Below are 20,846 nucleotides of genomic sequence, written 5' to 3'. Positions count from 1 at the left end.
TGCTTCTGAAGACGATCCCGGGCGGTGCCCGGTGAGGACCCTCGGCGTCGACCTCGCCGCTGCCACCAGGAAGACCGCGGCCGCCGTGATCGAATGGGACAACGGCACCGCACGCCTCGCGCACCTGGCCCTCGACGTCGGCGACGACGAGATTGTGCGGCTCTTCGGCGCCAGCGACATGACCGGGATCGACTGTCCCGTGGGCTGGCCGGACGCCTTCCTGCCCTTCATCGCCGGGCACCTGGCCGCGGCGGCGCACCCGGTGCTGGAGCATGACGGGATCGAAGGCCGCCGGCTGCTGGCGTACCGGGACACCGACCGGTTCGTCACCGCCCGGACCGGGCTTATTCCGCTCAGTGTCTCCGCGGACAGGCTGGCGCACCCGGCCATGCGCTGCGCCGTTATCCAGGCGAAGATCGCGCGGGACCACGGACCGCAGGCGAGGGACGGAAGCGGCCGCCTCGCCGAGGTCTACCCGGCGGCGTCGCTGAAAGGCTGGGGCCTGCTGGCCCGCGGCTACAAGGGCCGCGGCGGCGTGGAAACGCAGCGGCTGGCGGCGCTTCCTGGCGGGCTGAAGCAGGCAGCACCCTGGCTGGACCTGGCCGGGATGGATGACCAGCTCGCAGGCTCCGACGACATGTTCGACGCGCTCATCGCCTCCCTCACCGCACGGGCCGTGGCGGTGGGCGCAACCATCCGCCCCGACGCCAGCCATGCCCGGGCCGCCCTGAGCGAAGGCTGGATCCATCTCCCGACCGGCGGGCTGACCGGGCTCAACGGCCCCCAGCCCGGCAGCTAGTCCTGGCCGAGGGTCCAGCCGAAGAGCCCGGCAGCTAGTCCTGGCCGAGGGTCCAGCCGCTGATTTCCTTCGCATCCTCTCCGTGGTCCCGGGTCTGGTTATGGGCCCGGATCCGGCTGTCCTGCAGCGCCTGACGCAGCAGCGAATGCTTCTCGGCCAGGCCCGGCACCCGGTCGATCGCGTCGATGGCGAGCTGGAAGCGGTCAATCCCGTTGAGCATGGCCATATCGAAGGCTGTTGTGGTGGTGCCCTCCTCCTTATAGCCGCGGACGTGCAGCCCCTCCTGGTTGGTCCGCCGGTATGCCAGCCGGTGGATCAGGGACGGATAGCCGTGGTACGCGAAGATGATCGGCTTGTCCGCAGTGAAGATCCCATCGAAGTCCCGGGACGTCAGGCCGTGCGGGTGTTCGCTGGCGTCCTGTAGCCGCATCAGGTCCACCACATTGACCACCCGGATCTTAAGCCCCGGGGCACCGGCCTTCAGCAGTTCCGCCGCGGCGATCGTCTCGACCGTCGGTACGTCGCCGGCGCAAGCCAGCACGACGTCGGGTTCCTCACCCGGGACTTCGGAGCCGGCGAACTCCCAAATGCCCAGGCCACGCTGGCAGTGATGCGCGGCCTCGGCGGGACCCAGCCAGGTCGGCGAGGGCTGCTTGCCGCTGACCACGATGTTGACGTAGTCCCGTGATTCGAGGCAGTGCTCCATGACAGAGAGCAGCGTGTTCGCGTCCGGGGGCAGGTAGACCCGGATGACCTCGGCTTTCTTGTTCACCGCGTGGTCGATGAAGCCGGGATCCTGGTGCGAGAAACCGTTGTGGTCCTGCTGCCAGACATGGGATGAGAGCACGTAGTTGAGCGACGCGACCGGTCGGCGCCAGGGGAGTTCGCGGTGCACCTTGAGCCACTTGGCGTGCTGGTTGAACATGGAATCCACAATGTGGATAAACGCCTCATAGCAGCTGAAGACGCCGTGCCGCCCGGTGAGCAGGTATCCCTCCAGCCAGCCCTGGCACAGGTGTTCGCTGAGGACCTCCATGACCCGTCCGGCGCGGGCCAGATGCTCATCGAGTTCCTCGATCCGGTACTGCCAGACCTTGTCCGTGACCTGGTAGACGTCCTGCAGGCGGTTGGAGGCCGTCTCGTCCGGTCCGAACAGCCGGAACGTCTCCGGGTTCTGGCTGATCACGTCGCGAAGCCAGGATCCCAGCGTGATCATGGCGCTGACCCGCTGGACTCCCGGCTCGGCGACCTCCACAGCATGGTCCTCGTACCTCGGCAGCTTGAGGTCCCGCAGCAGGCCCCCGCCGTTCGCGTAGGGTGTGTCGCTCATCCTGAGCTGGCCCGCGGGGGCGTTCGCCGCGACGTCGGGCCGCAGACGCCCGGCTTCGTCGAAGAGCTCGCCGGGCCGGTACGACTCGAGCCACTCCCCCAGCTGCACCAGATGCTCCGGGTTGGTGCGCACCTCGGACAGCGGCACCTGGTGGCTCCGCCAGGTGCCTTCGACCTGCAATCCGTCGACGATCCTGGGGCCGGTCCAGCCCTTCGGCGAACGCAGCACGATGACGGGCCAGCGTGCTGCGGGGGCGTCGCCGGCAGTCCGGTCGCCGGCAGTCCGGTCGTCGGCGTTGCCGCCGTCTGCAGTCCACCCGCCTGCCGTTCCGCCATTTGCCAGTCCGCCCCGGCGCTCGGCCTGGATGGCCCTGATTTCCTGGAGGCACTCGTCCAGTACAGCGGCGAAGTCCCGGTGCGCGGCGGCTGTGTCATCCGGATGTCCCACGGTCACAAAGTGCGGCTCGTGGCCGTAGCCGCGCAGCAGCTGCTCCAGCTGGGATTCGGGCATCCGGGCAAGAATGGTGGGATTGGCGATCTTGTAGCCGTTCAGGTGCAGAATCGGCAGCACCGCGCCGTCGTGCACAGGGTCCAGGAAGTTGTGGGAGTGCCAGCTCGCGGCAAGCGGCCCGGTTTCGGCCTCCCCGTCGCCGATCACGACGGCGGTGATCAGGTCCGGGTTGTCAAAGACGGAGCCGTAGGCGTGCGCGAGGGAGTAGCCCAGCTCGCCGCCCTCGCTGATCGAACCCGGGGTTTCCGGGGCGGCGTGGCTGGGGATCCCGCCCGGATAGGAGAACTGCCGGAACAGCTCAGCCATGCCCTGCTCGTCGTCGCCGACATTGCTGTAGATCTCCGAGTACGTGCCCTCCAGCCAGGCGTTCGCCACCACGGCGGGTCCGCCGTGGCCGGGCCCGGCAATGTAGAGCATGCTCTGGCTGTCCCGGCGGATGACCCGGTTCAGGTGGGCGTAGACGAAGTTCAGACCGGGCGTGGTGCCCCAATGGCCCAGCAGCCGTGACTTGGTGTCGGCGGCGCTTAGGGGTTTCCGCAGCAGCGGGTTGGCGCGAAGGTAGATCTGCCCCACGGAGAGGTAGTTGGCGGCCCGCCACCAGCGGTCTACGAGCTCCAGTTCGGTGTCGGTGTTCAGGTCACTGGTCAATGGATTCCTCGCTTCAACGGGGGCCCGGGACGGCACGCAAGGTCCATCGCAACACGTCCCCGGACCGGAAACAAGCCCCCTGCCCGGGGTCCGGGCGGCGCTTGCCAGTCCGTTACCACCGGGTAGTCTGGTCCCAGAATGTTCACACTGACCATCAACCAGACCGACAGCCGGCGCGACGGCGACTGCGTGCCGCAGCTCCTCAGGGACCTGCGGCACCTTCCGGCGCGCCTCGATTTCGACCGCTCGGTGGAGGACGAGGTCCAGGGAATTGTGGACCGTCCCCAGCAGGCCGTCGAAGCCGCGCTGATCGCGCTGCGGACCGGCAGCTGGTACGTCGGAATCGGCGTCGGCCCGGTCAACGAGCCGTTGCCGAACCAGATCAAGGACGCCTCGGGGCATGGGCTGATTTACGCCCGCCGGGCTGTCGACCGGTTGCGCAACGGCAAGGACCGGATCCCGGTGGCCGTGGAGGGTCCGCTGGCCGACGTCGCCGCGGAGTCCGAGGCCGTACTGCGGTTGCTGGGGCACATCGTGCATGACCGCAGCGCCGCGGAATGGCGGGTCCTTGACCTGCTGACCCCAGGGGTCCGCGGGCAGCAGAAGGCGGTGGCCAGGGAACTCGGAATCACCACCCAGGCGGTCAGCAAGGCCGTGGCGCGGGCGCAATGGAATGAGGAACACGCGGCGCGGCCCGCCGCTGCCAGGCTGCTGGGCCTGATCCTCGAGGTGCGCTGAGCGCGCATCCGGTTCTGTTAGAGCAGCAGGCTGCGCAGCACGTGGGCGGCGCCGTCGTCGTAAACGGAGTGCGTGACTTCATTCGCCGCGGCGATGACTTCCTCGGGCGCCTGGCCCATGGCCACGCCGCGGGCGGCCCAGCCGAGCATCTCGATGTCATTGCGGCCGTCGCCGACGGCGACCGTGCGGTGCGCCTCGATGCTCAGCCGGCCGCGGAGGACCTCCAGGGCGCTGGCCTTGGAGACGCCGGCGGCGGCGATGTCCAGCCACGCCGTCCAGCCCACCGAGTAGGTCACGCCGGCCAGGCCGATGTGCCGGATGGCGGCGTTGAACTCCTCGGGGGTGTTCTCGGCGCTGAACACGACAACGCGCACGGCGGTGGCGGCCAGCATGGTCTGGAAGTCGACGCCGATTGCCTCCACTCCAAAGCTCGCGTCCTGGAAGCGCTCGGTGGAGAGGAAGTTTCCGTCCTCGTCCTCCAGGGCGTACTTGGCCGTGGGCAGCCGCTTGCGCAGTGCCCGGAGCGCGGGGCCCGGGTCGAAGGTCGCCTTGTGCACGATCTCGTAGCCGTCGGACAGGCTGGAGTCGAGGCGCAGGGTGACTCCGCCGTTGGAGCATACGGCGTAGCCGTTTTCGATCCCGATGTGCTCAATGATGGGCAGCGTCGCGTTCAGCGAGCGGCCGGTGGCGATCGTGACGTGGTGGCCTGCCGCCACGACGTCGCGGGCGGCTTCGCGGACGGGAACGGACATGTGGCCGTCGTGGTCGACCAAGGTGCCGTCGACGTCGAGCGCGACCATCAGCTTGTGGGCCGTGGCGCTCTGGTTGTTCGGATTGTTTTCTCGCCGGTCATCGTTGCCGGCGACTGAGGTTTCAGTCAATGTTGTCATCCCATAAGTAGAGCAGACACCCCCGGCCGCCGCTAGGACGCAGCCCACAGCGCGCGGTGAATCCGGGGTGAACAGCTGTTGACGCCGAGGACGGACTCTGATCTGCCGGCGGCAGCTCCGGTCCGGCTCAGATGACCGGGAAGACCGTCATGCCGCCGAGGTGCTTTTGCAGTGCCTTCGGGATGTTCACGGAGCCGTCAGGGTTCTGGTGGTGCTCCAGGATGGCGACGATCCAGCGCGTGGTGGCCAGGGTGCCGTTGAGTGTGGCGACGGCGCGGGTGCCCTTGGATGCCCCTTCCTCGTTCACCACGCGTTCGCGGATGTTGAGCCGGCGCGCCTGGAACGTCGTGCAGTTGGAGGTCGAGGTCAGCTCGCGGTAGGCGCCCTGCGTCGGGACCCAGGCCTCGCAGTCGAACTTGCGTGCGGCGGAGTTCCCGAGGTCTCCGGCGGCGGTGTCGATCACCCGGTAGGGCAGTTCGCACTTGGCCAGCATCTCCTCTTCCCAGGCCAGCAGCCGGGCATGCTCGGCGGCAGCCTCCTCGACCGTTGTATAGATGAACATTTCCACCTTGTTGAACTGGTGGACCCGGATGATGCCGCGGGTGTCTTTGCCGTGCGAGCCGGCCTCACGGCGGTAGCAGGAGCTTTGCCCGGCGTACCGGATCGGGCCGGCGGAGAAGTCAAGGATCTCGTCCGCGTGGTAGCCGGCAAGGGCCACTTCCGAGGTGCCTACGAGGTAGAGGTCGTCCTCGGCGAGGCGGTAGATCTCGGCGTCGTGTTTGACGTCGAAGCCGGTGCCCTGCATGGTTTCCGGACGCACCAGTGTCGGCGTGATCATCGGCACGAAGCCTGCATCGATCGCCTGCTCCATGGCCATCTGCAGCAACGCCATTTCCAGCCGGGCACCGGCGCCACGCAGGAAGTAGAAACGGGAACCGGAGACCTTGGCGCCGCGCTCCATGTCGATGGCGCCGATCAGCTCACCGATCTCCAGGTGGTCCTTGGGTTCGAAGTCGGGGAATTCGCGGGGGACGCCGACGGTTTTGACCACAATGTAGTCGTCCTCGCCACCCGCGGGGACGCCTTCCTCGATCAGGTTGGGGATACCGCGCAGCAGTTCCTCCTGGGCGGCCTGCGCGACGTCGGCCTCGGCGGAGGCGGCCTTAACCTCGCCCGCGAGAACCTTGACCTCGGCCAGCAGGGCCTGCTTCTCCTCGCCCTTGGCCTGCGCCACCTTCTTGCCGAAGGCATTCTGCTCGGCTCGCAGGTTTTCGAAGCGGATCAGGGCGGCGCGCCGGGCCGCGTCCGCGGCGATGATCGCGTCCACCACGGATTCGTCGGCGCCGCGGGCGCGCTGGCTTGCCCGGAACTTATCCGGATTTTCGCTGAGGTCTTTTACGTCGATCACCTGACAAGAGTATCCAATCCATCCGGCATTTCCGGGCAATCGTCGGGCAGCCGGCCTGCGGTCGCCGGCGGGATAGTGTTGGAGCACAATGAGCGACTGGCTGCTTTACCTCATCATCGCGGCAGTGCTGGCGTTTGCCGTCTCCAGCTGGTGGGGAGTGCGCAAGCTCAAGGCCAGGCACACGCGCAGCGCCGTGTGGGAGGAAACGCACAGCCCGGGCCTGGGCCAGCAGAAGGTGGCCGTGGTGATGAACCCGATCAAATCCCGGTCGGACGAGGCCCGCGCCATGATAAAAGACGCGTGCGCAACAGCCGGCTGGGCGCCGCCGCGGTTTTTCGACACCACCGCCGAGGACCCCGGATTCTCACAGGCGCGCGCCGCCGTCGACTATGGCGCGGATGTTGTATTGGTGGGCGGCGGTGACGGCACGGTCCGGGTGGTGGCCGATATTCTCGCCGGCACGGACACCGCCATGGGCCTGATCCCGCTCGGCACCGGCAACCTGCTTGCCCGGAACATCCATCTCGACGTCGGTGACCTGCACGAAAATGTCCAGACCGCCCTGTTCGGGCACCAGCGCTTCATCGACACGGCGCGGATGCGGGTGGAGAACTCCCGCACCAACGAGTCCGCGGAGCACACCTTCCTGGTCATTGCCGGCATCGGCATGGACGCCGAGGTCATCGGCGACACCAATGACGGCCTCAAGAAGGCGGTCGGCTGGCTGGCCTACACCGAGGCCGGCGTGCGGCACCTGCCCGGACGCCGGAAGAAGGTCTCGATCTCGCTGGACGACCAGCCGGAACAGAGCCGGAAGATCCGCAGCGTCCTGTTCGCGAACTGCGGCCTGATCCCCGGCGGCATCGACTTCATCCCGCAGGCCATGATCGACGACGGCATGCTGGACGTCGTGGTGATGAGTCCGCGCAGCGCGATCGGCTGGCTGGCGATGTACTGGAAGATCGTGCTGAAGCACAAGAGGCACCTGCCGGTGATGACGTATTACCGCTCAGGCAAGATCACCATCCGCTGCGCGGAGCCGATGCCCACCCAGGTCGACGGCGATCCGTCCGGTGCCGCCACGAAAGTCAGCGTGCAGGTTGCCCCCGGCTCGCTGCTCGTCCGGGTCAAGGACGGCACCGAGGGAGACTAGGCGCTGGCTTCCTTCTCGGAGGCTTCCTTGTGCGCGTCTGCGGTCTTTTTCGCTTCCGCGGCGGCCTTCGCGGCGCGCGCTTCGGATTGCTCGCGGATCATGGCCTGCTCCTCCTCGAAGCGCAGGCGGTCCGCACGGTCCGCGTCGTCGCCGTCCCAGTCCTGGTTGTCAGCGGTCGGTTTGGGATTCACGATCATTCCCTGGCCGTCATTTTCAAGGCTGGTGTTCGCCATGATCTGCTCCCTCAGTAGAGACCTTCCCCAATATGGATCAGGCAAGCATACGCACTGTTTCATAGGGGCGGAAGTGCCTGAACTGGCATTTGTCTACGCTGTGGGCGAAGCCTTGGACGTATATTCCGGCACCACAGATGCCCCGGACAGTATGTCTTTGACCCAGGCATGGGCGGCCCGGAAGGCCTGGTCCGAGGTGTGTGGCTCCACGGCGGTCCGGTGCCCGTCGGCGCGGGCGTAGGAACCGACAAACCGGGTGGCCGGGCTGATCCGGTGCAGGCCGGCCAGGGCGTCCGCCATCCGGGCGTCGGCCACATGGCCGTCCGCGTCAATGCTGAAGAAGTAATGGCCCAGGTACTGGCCGGTGGGACGCGATTCGATCCGGCTGAGGTTCACACCGCGCGTGGCGAACTGGTCGAGAATCTCCATCAGGGCACCCGGGCGGTCTTCCGGCAGCGGGACCACCACAGTGGTCTTGTCCGAGCCGGTGGGCGCCGGCAGCTCGCCGGGCCGGCCGACGAGCACAAACCGGGTGACCGCCCCGGGGTTGTCGCCGATATTCTCGGCGAGCACGGCGAGTCCCGGCTGCTCGGTGGCCACAATCGGGGCGCAGATCGCCGCGTCGTAGTGGACGTCGCCTTCCAGCAGGCCCATCGCCGCCGCCGCCGTCGAGGAACCCGGGATGTATTCAGCATCCGGAATATTACTGTCGGCCCAGAGCCGGCACTGTGCCCAGGCGTGGCTGTGGGTGGAGATCCGGCGGATGTCCTCGATCCGGGTGCCGGGCCGTACCACCAGCACGAAGCTGATCGGCACCAGGGCTTCGCGCAGGATCCGCAGCTCCTGTCCCGTGGCGATCGCATCCAGGGTGGCGGAGACGCCGCCCTCCACGGAGTTTTCGATCGGCACCATCGCCGCGTCCGCCGAAGCGTCGCGGACCTTGTCCAGCGCCGTGTTGACGTTGGACGACGGAATGCGAATGGCCTCCGCCGCATCGGGTACCTGCATCAGGGCCGCCTCGGTGAACGTGCCCGCGGGTCCAAGGAAGGTGTACGTGACGGGTGATGCGGGCATCGGTGCTTCTTTCTTCAACTACAGGATGACGGGCTTGAGTCCGTTGTCGGACACCAGCGGCATTCCGGTTTCCAGCCACTGGTCCATGCCGCCGGCGACGTTCAGGGCGGAATATCCCTGTCCGGCGAGCCACTGGGCGGCGCGGAAGGACCGGCCCCCGGTGCGGCAAATGACGTAGAGGTCCTCGTCCGGGTCGAGATCCTCGAGCCGGGCCGGGAGCTGGTCCAGCGGGATATGCACTGCCCCGGCGGCGTGCCCAGCGACCCACTCGTAGTCCTCGCGGACGTCGAGAATCTTGGCCCCTCCAGGGATGTCGGACACGGTTACGGTGTCAAAGTCGCTCATGGTCGTCCCTTCGGCAGAATGCATGGTCTGACTCCAGCGTATCGCCAGCCGCACCCGCGCCCCCTTACCCCGCAGCAGGTTACGCTTCTGGCATGGCGCAAAGGAGATCAACGGCAGCTGCCCGGCTCACGATGCCGGCGGCTCCCCGCTCCCCCACCCGGCGGACATGCCCTCCCCCCGGCGCCACGGCTGGGCATGCAGCCACCATGTCCACCCGCCCGCGCCAGCAGTGGACATGTCCCCCGGAGCGTGCCGCCGGGGAAACACCGGGACCGGGCTCCCTTGGCTGAAATCCACGAGCTCTCCGCGGTGGAGCTGCGCACCGCCCTGCGCGCCGGCGAGCTGTCCGCGCGGCAGGCCACGGAGCATTTCCTGGACCGCATCGGCTCGGAAAACCGGCACCTCGGCGCCTTCATCACGGTCACCGCGGAGCAGGCCGTGCTGGAGGCGGACGCCGCGGACGAGGCCCAAGCCCGCGCGGGGCGGGACGGGACCGGGCTGGCGCTGCTGCACGGCATGCCGGTGGTCTTCAAAGACCTGACGGACGTCGCCGGTGTTGTGACCACCCACGGCAGCGCTGCCCTGGACCACAAACCCGCCCTCGCCGACAGCACCATCGTCGCCATGCTCAAGAGCGCGGGCGTGGTCTCGCTGGGCAAGACCCAGGTTCCGGAGTTCGGCCTGACGGCGTACAGCGAGAACCGGATCGCTCCGCCGTCGCGGAACCCGCACGCCCTCAGCCGCAGCTCGGGAGGCTCCTCCGGCGGCAGTGCGGCCGCCGTGGCAGCCGGGCTGGTGCCCTTTGCCCCCGGCTCCGACGGCGGCGGCTCGGTCCGTATCCCGGCCGCCGCCTGCGGTCTGGTGGGGCTGAAACCCGGCCGCGGCCTGGCTCCCGCGGGCGAAAGCACCGGCGACCCCGCCGGTCTGGTCGTGTCCGGGCCGCTGGCCCGCTCCGCGGCGGACGCCGCGCTGCTGCTCGACGCCATGGTGCCGGGCCCGGCCGGGGCCCGCAACGCCGGGATTCCCGCTCCCGGCTACCTTGAACTCGCCGGACAGGACCCGCCGAGGCTGCGGATCGGGGTGACCCTGGAGAGCCCGTGGCAGACGATCTTCCCCTTCACCCCGGACCCCGAGGCCCTCGACGCCCTTGCCGAAGGCATCCGGCGGCTGGAAGCGGCCGGCCACGAAACCTCGGAGGCTTCGATCCGCTACGACAACCGCTACCCGGCAGCGTTCACCACTGCCTGGACCGCCGCCGTCGGGGACGCCCGGATCGTTCCCCAGCGCGAGGCCCTCCTCACCCCGCTCACGCGGACGTTCCGGCGCCGCGCGCAGCAGCGCGGGCCGGCGCAGCTGGCCGAGGCGCTCCGGTTCCTGCCGCTGTTCCGGCGGGATACCCTTGCCCAGTACGCCGGCTGGGACCTGATGCTGATGCCGGCACTGGCCCAGACGCCCCGCCCGGTGGGCTGGTTCACCGGGGCTGCCCACGGGGACGGCTACTGGCCGGCGGCCGAATGGACGGGAGACGCCGACGGCGACTACCGCAAGCAGTGCGAGTACGCGCCCTGGTCGTCGATGGTGAACGTGTGCGGGCTGCCCGCGATCAGCATTCCGGTGCACTGGACCGGCGGGTCCACGGGTGCCGGGTTGCCGATGGGCGTCCAGCTGATCGGACCGCTGGGCTCCGAGGCACTGCTGCTCCAGCTGGCAACACAGCTCGGATGCTAGCCGGGCGACCCGCACGATGTGGGTGTTTTCATCCACCGGTGCGGCTACGGTTTAGCTGAGCAAGGTCCGGACATGTCCAGTTTGAGAACTTCCCCGACGAGAGGGATCAATGAAGATCACCGGCGCAGTACTTGAGGAAATCGGCCGCCCCCGCCCCTACGCGGATTCCCGGCCCATCAGCATCTCCGAGCTGGACCTGGCGGGCCCCGGGCCCACCGAGATCCTGGTGCGGATCGAGGCCGCCGGCATCTGCCACTCGGACCTGAGTGTTGTGGACGGCAACCGGGTGCGCCCGGTGCCGATGCTGCTGGGGCATGAGGCTGCCGGACGCGTCGTCGAGGTCGGCGCGGACGTTAAGGACCTGGAACCGGGCCAGCGCGTCGTGATGTCCTTTCTGCCGCGGTGCGAAAAGTGTGCAAACTGCGCCGAAGACGGACGGCTCCCCTGCACGGCGGGGTCGAAGAGCAATGGCGAAGGCACGCTCCTGCACGGGTCCATGCACCTTGACCGCAGCGGCGAAAAGATCTTCCACCACCTGGGCGTCTCCGGCTTCGCCACCCATGCCGTGGTGGACCGCGCTTCGGCCGTGCCGGTCGGGGACGACATCCCCGCGGACATCGCCGCCGTCCTCGGCTGCGCCGTGCTGACCGGAGGCGGCGCCGTCCTGAACGCGGCCCGGCCCCGGCCGCAGGACAGCATCATGATCGTGGGGCTCGGCGGCGTCGGCATGGCCGCGCTGATCACGGCGATCTCGCAGGGTGTTTCGCGGATCATTGCGGTGGACACGCTGGACGAAAAACTCGATCACGCCCGCCGGCTGGGCGCCCACGAAACGTACACCCCGCAGCAGGTTGGAGAACAGGGCGTCAAGGCCAGGTACGTGATCGAATGTGCCGGGAACCCGCGCGCGTTCGAAACCGCGTTCGCCGCGACCGCGGTGGGCGGCACCACGATCACCGCTGGCCTGCCGCACCCGGACGCGCGGGCCCAGATCTCGCCGCTGACCGTCACGGCCGAGGCCCGGACAATCGTCGGCAGTTACCTTGGTTCCGCCGTGCCGGCCCGGGACATTCCCAAGTACGCCCAGCTCTGGCGCGAAGGGAAACTCCCAGTCGAGGAGCTGATCTCGGCGCGCATCGCCCTTTCGGACATCAATAAGGCCATGGACCAGCTCGCCGACGGCAAAGCGGTGCGCCAGGTCATTATGTTCGACGCCGGGTAGCCCCGCGCGCTTTTCGGCGCCGCCCCCTCACGCGGCCCACCCGGGGAGAAAACACCGGCTGGAACGCTTGCCCCGCGGCGCCCGGAATGTGACAATCCCGCGTCACACTGTCAGCATTAAGTAAATGAGCACTACTCATTTATCCGATCCCCCCGTTACGACGCCGGGCGATACGTCCTTTTTTGGCCACCCAAAGATGCTGGCCAGCCTGTTCTCCGTCGAAATGTGGGAGCGTTTCTCCTTCTACGGCATGCAGGGGATCCTGCTCTACTACATGTACTTCACGGCCGCCGAGGGCGGGCTGGGGATTGAGCAGGGCCTGGCCGCCGGCCTGGTCGGCGCCTACGGCGGCGGCGTCTACCTCTCCACTATCCTGGGCGCCTGGCTCGCGGACCGGCTCTTCGGCTCCGAAAAAGTGCTCTTCGGCTCGGCCATCCTGATCATGGCCGGCCACATCGCCCTCGCGCTGCTGCCGGGCATCCCCGGCCTGATCGCCGGCCTGGTGCTTGTCGCCGTCGGCTCCGGCGGCCTGAAGGCGAACGCCACCGCACTGGTCGGGAGCCTTTACCGGGAGAAGGACGAACGCCGCGACGCCGGATTCTCCATCTTCTACATGGGCATCAACGCGGGCGCGCTGATCGGCCCGCTCGTCACCGGCTGGCTGCAGGATAGCCACGGGTTCCACTGGGGCTTCGGCGCCGCCGCCGCCGGCATGGCCGTGGGCCTGGTCATCTACGCGCTGGGCCGCAAGAACCTGCCCGAGGAGGCGCATCTGGTGCACAACCCGCTGCCCGCCGCCGAGCGCACCAGGTATGGCCTGCGCTTCGCCGGCATCGCCGCGGTGATCGCCGTGCTGCTGGCCACCGGCATCGTCAATGCCGGGAACCTGGCCTTGTCCATGGCCTACGCGGCCATCGGCGCGTCCGTGCTCTACTTCGGCCTGATCTTCAGCAGCAAAAAGGTCAACGGCACGGAACGCCGCCGGGTGGCCGCCTTCATCCCGCTGTACATCGCCTCGGCCGCGTTCTGGGCGCTGTTCCAGCAGCAGTTCACCTTCATCGCGGTGTACTCGGAGGAGAAACTGGACCGGAACCTGTTCGGCTGGGAAATGCCGGCCGCCTGGGTTCAGTCCATCAACCCGGTGTTCATCATCATCTTCGCCGGGGTCATGGCTGCCCTCTGGACCCGGCTGGGCCGCAGGCAGCCCGGCTCGGCACTGAAGTTCTCCGTTGGCCTCTTCGTGATGGGCCTGGCGTTCCTGGCGTTCATCCCGCTGGCCGGGGACGGGAAGACCCCGTTGCTGGCGCTGGTGGGAATCCTGTTCCTGTTCACCCTCGCGGAACTGTTCCTGTCCCCCATCGGCCTGTCCGTCACCACGAAGCTGGCCCCGAAGGCGTTTCACACCCAGATGGTGGCGCTGTTCTTCCTCTCGGTGTCGCTGGGCACCACGCTGGCCGGCATGCTGTCCGGCCTGTACAACCCGGACGACGAGCTGCCCTACTTCATCGGCATCGGCGGCACCGCGATGCTGCTGGCCGTTGGCCTGGCGGCCGCCTCACCGGCGATCAAGAAGCTCATGGGCGGCGTACGCTGAGCCGATGAGTCCAAGGCACCGCGCGCCGCTTGAGTCCCGCGTCCATGTCCCCGCCGCAGGCGAGGCGTCCGACGTCGAACTTCTGCCGGCGGGCGATGTCACCGACGGTGTGGTGCGGGTGGGCGAAACCGTCCGCCGGCCGCACCAGCCGCAGTCCCTGGCAGTCGCCGCGTACCTCGACTGGCTGGAGGATGCCGGGTTCGACGGTTCGCCGCGGTTCCTGGGCCGGGACGCGGAGGGCAGGGACGTGCTGACGTTCCTGCCCGGGCTGTGCGCCGGGCCCGTCCCGGAAGCCTGGGTGCAGTCCGAGGAGCTCCTGGCGTCCGTGGCGCAGCTGCTGCGCCGGCTGCACGCGGCGTCGGCCGGCTTCGTGCCGGACGCCCACCCGTTTCCGCCCCGCCCGGTCCGCCAGGATCCGGCCGGGCTCATCTGCCACCTGGACGTGACCCCGCAGAACGTGGTCGTCCGGGACGGCCTCGCCGCCGGGCTGGTGGACTTCGATTTGGCCGGACCCAGCACGGCGTTCAAGGACTCGTTTAACACCGCGTCGCACTGGGTCCCGCTCCGGGATCCGGCCGATGCCTGGCCGGGCTGGGAGGCGACCGACCCGTTCCGGCGGCTCCGGATCTTCGCCGACGCCTTCGGCTGGAGCGAGGAGGAACGACGCCGGCTGCCGGATTTTGGGGTCGAGGCGACGGCGCTCAGCTACCAGCGGATGGAACATAACGCACGGGTCCTCGGCGGCGGCTGGGCGCGGATGTGGGACGACGGCGTCGGCGGCCAGATCCGCCGCCGGGGCGTCTGGCTCGAGGTCAACGCCGGACGGCTTATTGCGGCCCTGACCGCCTGACCGGGGAGCCTACGCCCCGTAGTACATCCGGCCGGAGGAGGTGCCGATGGCCAGCCCCAGCGCGATGATCATGATCACCAGGACGGTCAGCGCGAGCCCCACATAGCCCATCACCAGGCCGGCTATCGCCATGCCCCTGCCCGACGGCTCGCGCTTGAGCGCCATGTGCCCGAGGATGACCGCCGCGAGCTGCGGCAGGAGGAAAAAGCCCAGCCCCAGGAAGGCGGCGATGCCGCAGCACAGGCTGGCGATGCTCAGGCTCTTGGGCTCCGGCGGCACCCCGTAATAACTCGGCTGTCCGTAGGCATTGAACGGGCTGCCCGGCTGGCCATAGGGCTGCTGGCCATAAGGGCCCGGCGCGCCGTAGGGCTGCTGGAGGGGAGGCTGTTGGCCATAGGGCTGCTGGCCGAACGGCTGCTGGGGCGCGGCACCGTAAGGCGTGCCATACGGATCGGTCGGTTGGCTGTAGCCGGAAGCCGGCTGGCCATACTGCTCCCCGGACTGACCCGGGGCCCCGTACGGCTGCTGGCCGTAGCCCGGCTGCTCAATTTTCATCGTGTCGAACGTCTTTGCCTCAGGCGGCACGGGGACGTCGGATTCCTGCCCGGGAATGAACGACGGCGGCCGGTAGCCCTCCGGCGGCCCGTCCTGTTCGGGTTTCGGCTGGTCAGTCACGGTTTTCCCCCTTTGGACGTCTCTGGATTCAGCCTACCGCCGTCGCGTTGTGCTGCGCAGGATATTTCGGCGTCACAGGGGCCGTAATCATGTTGTGGTCCGCGCCGTTCTGGCATGCTGGTGCCATGGCTAGCCGCGCGGGCACTGTTGCCCAACCCCAAGACCTTGTTGATCTCACTGCGCTCCTGGATGCGTACTATGACGTTTCCCCGGATCTGGGTGACCCCGGGCAACGGGTGGCGTTCGGCACCTCCGGACACCGCGGTTCGAGTTTGAAGGCATCCTTCAACGAACCCCATATTCTCGCCATCACCCAGGCGATTGTGGAGTACCGGGCAGGTCAAGGGATCACCGGTCCGCTGTACCTCGCCAAGGACACGCATGCCCTGAGCGAGCCGGCGCAGAACTCCGCCCTGGAAGTCCTTGCGGCCAACGGCGTCAATGTGCTGATCGACGCCCGCCACGGCTATACGCCCACGCCTTCGCTGAGTCACGCCATCCTCACTCACAACAACAACTCCCCCGCCGGGGCTCCGCAGGCGGACGGCATCGTGGTGACCCCCAGCCACAACCCGCCCGGCGACGGCGGCTTCAAGTACAACCCCCCGCACGGCGGACCCGCCGACACGGACGCCACCGGCTGGATCGCCAACCGCGCCAACGAACTGCTGGAAAACGGCCTCCGCGGGGTGAAGCGGATTCCCATCGCCGAGGCCCTCAGCGCCGGCACCACGGGCAAGTTCGACTTCCTCAGCAGCTACGTCGACGACCTCCCCGCGGTCCTGGACCTCAACGCGATCCGCGACGCCGGCGTCCGGATCGGCGCCGACCCGATGGGCGGCGCGTCGGTGGACTACTGGGGCGAGATCGGCGAACGCCACCACCTGAACCTCACGGTGGTCAACCCCACCGTCGACCCGCAGTGGGCGTTCATGACCCTCGACTGGGACGAGAAGATCCGGATGGACTGCTCCTCACCGTCGGCGATGGCCTCGCTGATCAACAGGATGTCGGAGGCCGGTTCCGGCACAACGGCGTTCGATATCGCCACCGGCAATGACGCCGACGCCGACCGGCACGGGATCGTGACGCCTTTTGTTGACGGACAGGGCGGGCTGATGAACCCGAACCACTACCTCGCCGTCGCAATCGACTACCTCTTCCGGCACCGGACCGGCTGGAACCCGCAGTCAGTGATCGGCAAGACCCTCGTGTCCTCCTCGATCATCGACCGGGTGGCCGAGAGCCTGGGCCGCAAACTCGTGGAAGTCCCCGTGGGCTTCAAGTGGTTCGTCCCCGGGCTGCTCTCCGGCGAAGGAGCCTTCGGCGGGGAGGAATCTGCCGGCGCCTCCTTCAACAAGATGGACGGCAGCGTCTGGACTACCGACAAGGACGGCATCCTGCTGGCCCTGCTGGCGTCAGAGATCACTGCGGTCACGGGCAAGTCGCCGTCGCAGCTGTACAAGGGGCTCACGGACCAGTTCGGCGACCCGGTCTACGCCCGGATCGACGCCGCTGCCACCCGGGAGCAGAAAGCGGCCCTCGGCAAGCTCTCCGCGTCGGATGTCACCGCCACGGAACTCGCAGGTGAAACCATTACTGCCAAGCTGACCGAAGCTCCGGGCAACGGGGCGGCGATCGGCGGCCTCAAGGTGGTCACCGAGAACGCCTGGTTCGCGGCACGGCCCTCCGGCACCGAGGATGTCTACAAGATCTACGCCGAGTCCTTCAAGGGAGCGGAGCACCTCAGGCTGGTCCAGGCCGAGGCCAAGGCGCTGGTGGACGGGGTCATCTCCTAGCCCCGCAGCCCCGGCTGCCGGGCCGCCTCGCCCCGGCAGGGGGCCGCCCTGCTGGTTCCCTGCCGGCTTGGTCGCGGGGCCGGCGGGGTCGCCCGGCCGCCTCGCTCTGCTGGCGGGCCGGGCCGGTCGCTCAGGCCGAATCTTCCTCGAGGCTGCCGGCCAGCACCGAGCGGTCCCTGCCCAGTGTCTTGGCGCGGTAGAGCGCGGCGTCCGCGGAGGCGATGAGGGCATGAAGATCCACCCGCCCGGGCGCGGTGGAGGTGATGCCGTAACTCGAAGTGGGCAGCCGCGGGATCACCGGCGACGCCGCCGCGTGCAGCCGGGCACTGATGTCGGCGGCGATTTCCCCGGCCCTTTCCGGCGTCACGCCCGGCAGCAGCATGATGAATTCCTCGCCGCCATAGCGGCCCACGAGATCGGTGGAACGGACCGTCGCCGTGCAGGCATCCGCGAACGCCTGCAGCGCAGTGTCACCGGCCGAGTGGCCAAACTCGTCGTTGATGGCCTTGAAATGGTCCAGATCCGCCAGGATCAGCGACGCCGCGGTCCGGCCCCGGTTGAGGCGCCGCAGTTCGTCCCTCGCGAGGTCCAGGAATGCCGTGCGGTTCAGCAGCCCGGTGAGCCCGTCCACCGTCGCGCGGGCCCGGAGGTCCCGGGTCTGCTGCTCGTAGCTCAGCTCCGCCATTGTGAAGGACGCCACGACCATGATCACGGTGGAAAAGACTGTCATCGTTACGGAGCCGAAGACGGACTGAAACAGCGGCCCGTCCCGGCCCTCGGCGAGGAAAACGGCGAAGCGGCCCAGGTAGAACGCCGCCAGGATGCCGGAACCCACCGCCAATGTCAGATGCACGCGCGAAAATTGCCGGTCCAGCAGGATCAGTTCCCGGCAGCCGAGGCCGATCAGCACGCCCATAAATCCCAGATACGCGGGCGCACCGGACCACGTATTGGTGGCCGGTTGGTCCAGTACCGAGACCAGGGCGGTGATTACCGGTCCGGCGGCGAGGTACCAAAGGCGGGGAACCGTGGTCCGCAGTGACCGTGCCCCCGCCCAGATACTGCCCGCGCCCGCGACGAGGAGCACGTTCCCGAGCGGGTTGCCCCAGATCTGGTACGGCGTATGGTCCAGCAGATAGGCCGCATTGCCGGACAGGAACAGCAGCAGCGCCAGGCACCACCAGCCGCTGTAGGACGAGCGTGTCCGGCGGTAAGTGATGAAGTAAAAAAGCAGCAGGAGGGTCAGATCGACCACCGCCAGGGCGACCCTCAGGGTCGCGGTGTCAAGCATCATGTAGTGGCCCCCCGGTCCGCTCGCAATTGCCCGATTTGCGCCGACTCCGCGCCGCAGGTGACCTTTAGTATGGCACCCGGCGGCACGATATGTGTGACTACTGTCTCCGATGTGACCTGCCGGGCCCCGGGGCGTCCCGTGGTGCAGCACCGCGGACTCCGCGACGAAGCCAACCGGTGGCCCTGTGGTTGCGCCCCGATGCGGACTAAACTGGGAAGCGGCCCCGGATGCGGCCTTGCGTTCAACCGCAGAATTGCGTCCCGAGTGCCTCCGGTCTGTCCCCCATGGTGCCGGGGGCACTTCCGCGCCAGCCCGACGCCGGGTGCACGTCCGCGCCGGCATTGCTGTCAGACCGTGCGGACGACGTCCTCGTAAGCGAACTTCGGCTTCGGAGCACCCCAGGCGTCGGCAGCGGGCTGGCCGATGTTGACCACGAGGAAGCTCTTCTGGTCGCCGTCGGGGAAGAAAGCCTGGTCAATCGCGGTGAAGTCAGCGCCCGTCATCGGTCCTGCAGCGAAGCCCAGGGACCGGACGGCGAGGATGAAGTAGCCGGCCTGCAGGTGCGCGTTGTTGTTGCCGGTGGCAGCGGCGAGGTCCGGGGCGGCGTCGTACATCGCTTTGGGTGCGTTGTAGCCGGGCAGGAAGCTGTCCCACTGCTCCTGCCAGGAGGTGTCATAGCTGAGCACTGCCACGAGCGGTGCGGTCGCAGTCTTGGCGCGGTTGCCGTTGGAGAGCTTTTCGACCAAAGTGGCGCGGGCTTCCGCGGACCGGACGTACGTCACGCGCAGCGGCTGCGAGTTGAAGGCGGTAGGACCGAATTTGGTGAGTTCGTAGATGGCCCGGGCCTGCTCGTCGGTGACCTCGCCGGTGAAGGTGTTGGCGGTGCGGGCCTCGGCAAAGATGGCATCCACTGCGGCGGCGTCGATTACTGCTTCGTCATGGGCGATCGTCATGGGCGTCCTTTTCGCTGGGTGTGCCCGCCGGGACGGCGGCCACTTGTTACTGTCTATAGTTGCAACTTCAAGCTATGCGGGGTGCTTCCCGTAACGCCCCGTGACGTCCGGCACAGCGCGGCCTCCGGCGAAGCATGCCGGAAACACCGGCGCGGTAAAGTTGCTCCGGAAGATTCCTTCCCGCCCCACCACACATTCACTGAAAGGCTCCGGCAATGAGCATGCTCGGTACCAAATGGAAGCTCCACGGCAACGGCAAGTCCATCCGCCCGGGCGAGGTCGTGAAGCCGGATGAGCGCCTTGCCTGGCCCCTGACCATTGGCGTCGGAATGCAGCACGTTGTCGCCATGTTCGGCGCCACCTTCCTGGTACCGATCATCACGGGCATGCCGCCGGCAACGACGCTGTTCTTCTCAGGCATCGGCACGCTGCTGTTCCTGGTGATCACCAAGGGCCAGGTGCCGAGCTACCTCGGTTCCAGTTTCGCGTTCATCGCCCCGATCATGGCCTCGCAGCAGCAGTACGGCGTCGCCGGCGCGCTGGGCGGCGTGGTGCTGGCCGGCGTCGGGCTGGCAATCATCGGCGCGGTGGTGCAGAAGTTCGGGGCCGGCTGGATCAACCGCCTGATGCCGCCCATCGTGACGGGCGCGATCGTGGGACTGATCGGCCTCAACCTTGCCCCCGCAGCGAAGAACAATTTCGACGCCGCCCCGGTCACGGCCCTCATCACCCTCGCCACGATCATCGTCGTCAGCGTCTTCTTCCGCGGCATCCTCGGCCGGCTCAGCATCCTGGTCGGCGTTGTGGTGGGTTACCTCGTGGCAATGATCCGCGGCGAAGTGGACTTCTCCAAGGTCGACTCCGCGGCCTGGGTGGGGCTCCCGTTCTTCCAGGCCCCCGAGTTCCACCTCGGCGTCGTCGGCCTGTTCGTGCCGGTGGTGCTGGTGCTGGTGGCCGAGAACATCGGCCATGTGAAGTCCGTGTCCGCCATGACCGGGCAGAACCTCGACGGCGTCTCCGGGCGTGCGCTGATGGCCGACGGCGCCGCCACAGTGCTGGCCGGCATGGGCGGCGGATCCGGGACCACGACCTACGCGGAAAACATCGGCGTGATGGCCGCGACGAAGGTCTATTCGACGGCGGCCTACTGGGTGGCCGGTGTCTTCGCCGTGGTGCTGAGCTTCTCGCCGAAATTCGGCGAAGTGATCGCCACCGTCCCGGCCGGGGTGCTTGGCGGCGCGGCGACCATGCTGTACGGCATGATCGGCGTCCTGGGCGTCAAGATCTGGGTCCAGAACAAGGTGAACTTCTCCAACCCGATCAACCTGACGACCGCGGCCGTGGCGCTGATCATTGGCATCGCGGACTACACCTGGACCATCGGGGACCTGAAGTTCACCGGCATCGCCCTCGGCTCGGCTGCGGCCCTGGTGATCTACCACGGCATGAAGGCGGTCGCGAAGGCCCGCGGCACGGTTGCCGAGCCGGAAACGGAAGGCCCCGTGGCGGCCGCCACGGCCGCGATCAAACGGGCTCCAAAGAAGCGCCGCTAGACGCCCTCGGGCGCCAGCCCGCCGCAACCGAAAGGCCGGGACCCGGACAC

18 protein-coding genes are annotated in these 20,846 nt (G+C 68.1%); 9 read left to right on the top strand and 9 right to left on the bottom strand.

What is annotated here, in order from left to right; translation table 11 throughout:
- Window positions 1-31: 31 nt before the first annotated feature.
- On the top strand, window positions 32-799 hold the full coding sequence (locus tag AC50X9_RS03160) for a DUF429 domain-containing protein (protein WP_494890110.1): 768 nt from the start codon (window positions 32-34) through the stop codon (window positions 797-799).
- A 34-nt stretch (window positions 800-833) separates the two neighbouring features.
- Here the strand turns inward: AC50X9_RS03160 and AC50X9_RS03155 are convergent, their stop codons facing one another.
- The gene (locus tag AC50X9_RS03155; protein WP_494890108.1) at window positions 834-3,287 is read right to left on the bottom strand and encodes a phosphoketolase family protein; all 2,454 of its coding nucleotides are present in this window, start codon (window positions 3,285-3,287) and stop codon (window positions 834-836) included.
- Between the two features lie 138 nt (window positions 3,288-3,425).
- On the opposite strand from AC50X9_RS03155, the gene AC50X9_RS03150 reads away from it, so the two are divergent.
- Window positions 3,426-4,025: a hypothetical protein gene (locus AC50X9_RS03150; protein WP_494890106.1), complete on the top strand. Its 600-nt coding sequence runs from the start codon at window positions 3,426-3,428 to the stop codon at window positions 4,023-4,025.
- A 17-nt stretch (window positions 4,026-4,042) separates the two neighbouring features.
- On the opposite strand, the gene AC50X9_RS03145 is transcribed toward AC50X9_RS03150, so the two are convergent.
- A complete protein-coding gene (locus AC50X9_RS03145; protein WP_494890104.1) occupies window positions 4,043-4,915 on the bottom strand; it encodes an HAD family hydrolase in 873 nt (290 codons plus the stop codon).
- Window positions 4,916-5,042: 127 nt separating this feature from the next.
- Complete coding sequence (serS, locus tag AC50X9_RS03140; RefSeq protein ID WP_494890102.1) at window positions 5,043-6,323, bottom strand: serine--tRNA ligase; 1,281 nt, start codon at window positions 6,321-6,323, stop codon at window positions 5,043-5,045.
- Window positions 6,324-6,411: 88 nt separating this feature from the next.
- Between serS and AC50X9_RS03135 the strand changes: the two genes are divergently transcribed.
- A complete protein-coding gene (locus AC50X9_RS03135) occupies window positions 6,412-7,476 on the top strand; it encodes a diacylglycerol/lipid kinase family protein (protein WP_494890100.1) in 1,065 nt (354 codons plus the stop codon).
- On the opposite strand, the gene AC50X9_RS03130 is transcribed toward AC50X9_RS03135, so the two are convergent.
- The 3 genes from AC50X9_RS03130 to AC50X9_RS03120 form a co-directional block, all read right to left on the bottom strand.
- Entirely contained in the window at window positions 7,473-7,709 is a 237-nt protein-coding gene (locus AC50X9_RS03130) for a hypothetical protein (RefSeq protein ID WP_494890098.1), read from the bottom strand. The genes AC50X9_RS03135 and AC50X9_RS03130 overlap by 4 nt on opposite strands.
- A gap of 93 nt (window positions 7,710-7,802) precedes the next feature.
- Complete coding sequence (gene pheA, locus AC50X9_RS03125) at window positions 7,803-8,783, bottom strand: prephenate dehydratase (RefSeq protein WP_494890096.1); 981 nt, start codon at window positions 8,781-8,783, stop codon at window positions 7,803-7,805.
- 18 nt (window positions 8,784-8,801) lie between these two features.
- Window positions 8,802-9,128 (bottom strand): rhodanese-like domain-containing protein, encoded by a 327-nt coding sequence (locus AC50X9_RS03120; RefSeq protein WP_494890094.1) that lies wholly within the window; start codon window positions 9,126-9,128, stop codon window positions 8,802-8,804.
- Between the two features lie 282 nt (window positions 9,129-9,410).
- Here AC50X9_RS03120 and AC50X9_RS03115 point away from each other — a divergent pair, with 282 nt between their 5' ends.
- The 4 genes from AC50X9_RS03115 (at window position 9,411) to AC50X9_RS03100 (ending at window position 14,522) form a co-directional block, all read left to right on the top strand.
- Window positions 9,411-10,856, top strand: a complete 1,446-nt coding sequence (locus tag AC50X9_RS03115; protein ID WP_494890089.1) for an amidase — start codon at window positions 9,411-9,413, stop codon at window positions 10,854-10,856.
- A 109-nt stretch (window positions 10,857-10,965) separates the two neighbouring features.
- Window positions 10,966-12,078, top strand: coding sequence for an alcohol dehydrogenase catalytic domain-containing protein (locus tag AC50X9_RS03110; protein WP_494890084.1), 1,113 nt, complete (start codon window positions 10,966-10,968; stop codon window positions 12,076-12,078).
- Window positions 12,079-12,202: 124 nt separating this feature from the next.
- A complete protein-coding gene (locus AC50X9_RS03105; protein WP_494890082.1) occupies window positions 12,203-13,672 on the top strand; it encodes a peptide MFS transporter in 1,470 nt (489 codons plus the stop codon).
- Window positions 13,673-13,676: 4 nt separating this feature from the next.
- A complete protein-coding gene (locus AC50X9_RS03100; protein WP_494890080.1) occupies window positions 13,677-14,522 on the top strand; it encodes a phosphotransferase in 846 nt (281 codons plus the stop codon).
- Between the two features lie 9 nt (window positions 14,523-14,531).
- On the opposite strand, the gene AC50X9_RS03095 is transcribed toward AC50X9_RS03100, so the two are convergent.
- The gene (locus AC50X9_RS03095) at window positions 14,532-15,197 is read right to left on the bottom strand and encodes a DUF4190 domain-containing protein (RefSeq protein WP_494890078.1); all 666 of its coding nucleotides are present in this window, start codon (window positions 15,195-15,197) and stop codon (window positions 14,532-14,534) included.
- Between the two features lie 125 nt (window positions 15,198-15,322).
- Between AC50X9_RS03095 and pgm the strand changes: the two genes are divergently transcribed.
- Complete coding sequence (pgm, locus tag AC50X9_RS03090; RefSeq protein WP_494890076.1) at window positions 15,323-16,996, top strand: phosphoglucomutase (alpha-D-glucose-1,6-bisphosphate-dependent); 1,674 nt, start codon at window positions 15,323-15,325, stop codon at window positions 16,994-16,996.
- Window positions 16,997-17,126: 130 nt separating this feature from the next.
- On the opposite strand, the gene AC50X9_RS03085 is transcribed toward pgm, so the two are convergent.
- Together AC50X9_RS03085 and AC50X9_RS03080 are read right to left on the bottom strand one after the other, a co-directional pair.
- Window positions 17,127-18,290 carry a GGDEF domain-containing protein gene (locus tag AC50X9_RS03085; protein WP_494890074.1) on the bottom strand — a complete coding sequence of 388 codons (1,164 nt, stop codon included), beginning with the start codon at window positions 18,288-18,290 and terminating at the stop codon, window positions 17,127-17,129.
- A gap of 347 nt (window positions 18,291-18,637) precedes the next feature.
- Entirely contained in the window at window positions 18,638-19,243 is a 606-nt protein-coding gene (locus AC50X9_RS03080) for a malonic semialdehyde reductase (RefSeq protein ID WP_494890070.1), read from the bottom strand.
- A 215-nt stretch (window positions 19,244-19,458) separates the two neighbouring features.
- Here AC50X9_RS03080 and AC50X9_RS03075 point away from each other — a divergent pair, with 215 nt between their 5' ends.
- Window positions 19,459-20,796, top strand: coding sequence for a uracil-xanthine permease family protein (locus AC50X9_RS03075; protein ID WP_494890065.1), 1,338 nt, complete (start codon window positions 19,459-19,461; stop codon window positions 20,794-20,796).
- Window positions 20,797-20,846 lie beyond the last annotated feature (50 nt).

This window comes from Pseudarthrobacter sp. HLT1-3, from assembly GCF_059383535.1.
This window is presented reverse-complemented; position numbering and strand designations above follow the sequence as displayed.